This window comes from Candidatus Magnetaquicoccus inordinatus (assembly GCF_004217665.1).
Lineage (GTDB): Bacteria > Pseudomonadota > Magnetococcia > Magnetococcales > Magnetaquicoccaceae > Magnetaquicoccus > Magnetaquicoccus inordinatus.
Genome location: NZ_RXIU01000085.1, coordinates 1 through 2,419 on the forward strand (window position 1 = coordinate 1; position 2,419 = coordinate 2,419).

The window sequence follows — 2,419 nt, forward strand, 5'->3', positions numbered from 1 at the left end:
CCAGCAAGCTGTTTTACCGATTTTCAGTTTCACGGAAGTCATGGAAAACTGGCGCAAAATAACCGAATGGCTTGCTGATTCACCAAGGAAACGAAAGCGTCAGATGGCAACTCTGGGGATGTTAGGTTAACGCTTATGGGGCAAAGCCCTGCTGAAAATGTGCGGCGTTTCACAGAAGCGAATGCGAAGCATTCGCGCACGCCGCACAGATTTGTGCCCCGGAGGGGCACTCTTTGGGAGGGCGGACGCCCGACATGCACAGTTTCGCTTGTGGCAACAGTGAGAAAATTGGCAAATGCGATTGCCCTGCTTGGATTGGATAGTTGCGACTCTAAAGTTCAGTTTATAATATATTATTTGATAAATATCATATATAAGTTACCAACAGGTCAGAAATGTTACCAACAGAGTTACCAACAAAATGGGTAGCTGTCTATGGTGTTCTTCGCTATTCTGCGGACACAAAAAAAGCCAACGAAGGTTGAATTCATTGGCTTTTCAGTATTTTTCGGCATCATTCGGCGGTCAATTTGGTGCCCACGCCCGGAGTTGAACCGGGACGACCTTACGGTCAGCGGATTTTAAGTCCGCAGTGTCTACCTATTCCACCACGCGGGCAAAGAGATCCAAGAGTGTGAAGAATTTTTTCACTGGCATTGCTACCAGAGTTCAGGCAACCTTGTCAATTGCCGACGACAACCTTAGCAGGAAAATATGAGCACACCATGAGTCACTCCGATTTTTCCCCAGAAAGAAAACCCGGTTTAGCGACTACTGCCCTGCATGCCGGTCGCCGGATGACCGAAGAGCGGGAAAACAGTCCTGCCCTGTTCTTAAACTCCAGCTTTGTCTTTACCTCGGCTGCCCAGGCCCAAGCCATATTTGCCGGTAGCGAAGAGGGAAATATCTACAGCCGTTTTACCAATCCCTCGGTAACCGCCTTTGAAGAGCGGATTGCAGCCATGGAGGGGGGAGAAAAGGCCCTGGCCACCGCCTCTGGCATGTCTGCAATCACCACTGTCTTTCTGACCTTTTTGGCATCGGGCGACCATCTGGTAATGAGCCGCTCGGTGTTTGGCTCGACTACCACCATCGCCAACACCTTGCTTGCCAAATTTGGCATCCAAACTACACAGGTTGCTCTTTCCGATCCTGATGCCTGGCGACAAGCCATTACCCCTGCCACCCGCATGCTCTATCTGGAAACCCCCGCCAATCCCACTCTGGAAATGGCGGATCTCTCCCTGTTGGCACAACTGGCAAAGGAACATCAATTGCTGTTGGTGGTGGATAATGTCTTTTGCACCCCCTGCCTGCAACGTCCTTTATCCTTGGGTGCCCATTTGGTCGTCCATTCGGCAACCAAATATCTTGATGGACAAGGACGGGTTTTAGGAGGAGCCATCATCGGTAGTCGCTCCCTGTTGCAGGATCATGTTTATCCCTTTATTCGCAACACAGGCCCCTCACTCTCCCCTTTCAACGCCTGGGTATTGTTCAAAGGGCTGGAAACACTGCCAGTGCGCATTGAAAAACAGTGCGACAATGCCGAACAGGTCGCCCAATTTCTCCAACAACGTCTGCCCAGTGGGCAAGCCGTGCACTATCCTGGCTTGCCCAACCATCCACAACATGCTTTAGCCGCTCGGCAAATGCGCCGTTTTGGTGCCATAGTCTGCGTGGATCTGGGCTCGCTGGCTGCCGCACACCGTTTTATTGACCATTTGCAATTGGCCACCATCACGGCCAATCTGGGCGATGTGCGCACTCTGGTCACCCATCCTGCCACCACCACCCATGGCCGCTTGAGTGCCGAAATGCGTGCCGCTGCCGGCGTGACCGACGGTCTGGTGCGCCTCTCCATCGGCATGGAGGATATTGCAGATATTTTGGCGGATCTCGATCAGGCTTTGCTGCGTAGTGCATCATGATTCTGCTGGAAAAAATTTGTAAAAGCTTTGCTGCGCAAACCCTGCTGCACGAAGCCGATCTGGCCATCAACCCCGGCGAAAAAGTCGGCTTGATCGGTGCCAATGGCAGCGGCAAAACCACCTTGTTGCGCATGATCGAAGGGATCGAAGAGAGCGATGCCGGCCAAATAACACGACTGGAAACAGTACGTATCGGCACCTTGCGACAAGAGCTGCATCCCTCCGCACGCTCTATTCTGCAAGAGACATTGCATGGCATTCCCGAATTGGTGCGGCTGCGCGATGAACGGCAACAGCTTCAGCAACAATGGGATGATCCACAACTGCATACCAACACCACCCATGATCGACTGAGTCAACGCTGGGGGGAGGTAGAGCAGCGTTTGGAACAGTTGGACTCCTATGCGGCAGAGGCCCGTGCCGGAGCCTTATTGCTGGGTTTGGGATTTCAGCGCGACATGTTGCATCGACCACTCAATGCCTTTTCT

Annotated in this window: 2 protein-coding genes and 1 tRNA gene; 2 read left to right on the forward strand and 1 reads right to left on the reverse strand. The window is 52.5% G+C overall.

What is annotated here, in order from left to right; genetic code table 11:
- Window positions 1-531: 531 nt before the first annotated feature.
- Window positions 532-618 (reverse strand) — tRNA-Leu (locus tag EJP87_RS07970).
- A gap of 107 nt (window positions 619-725) precedes the next feature.
- Between EJP87_RS07970 and EJP87_RS07975 the strand changes: the two genes are divergently transcribed.
- Entirely contained in the window at window positions 726-1,931 is a 1,206-nt protein-coding gene (locus EJP87_RS07975) for an O-succinylhomoserine sulfhydrylase (protein ID WP_130471336.1), read from the forward strand.
- Window positions 1,928-2,419 (forward strand): ATP-binding cassette domain-containing protein (locus EJP87_RS17755; protein ID WP_193771234.1); only part of this gene is annotated, 492 nt, incomplete at its 3' end. The genes EJP87_RS07975 and EJP87_RS17755, both read left to right, overlap by 4 nt.

Excerpts from the sequence above, each read along its gene's own strand:
- EJP87_RS07975 (WP_130471336.1), top strand. The coding sequence starts at position 726 with ATGAGTCACTCCGATTTTTCCCCAGAAAGAAAACCCGGTTTAGCGACT.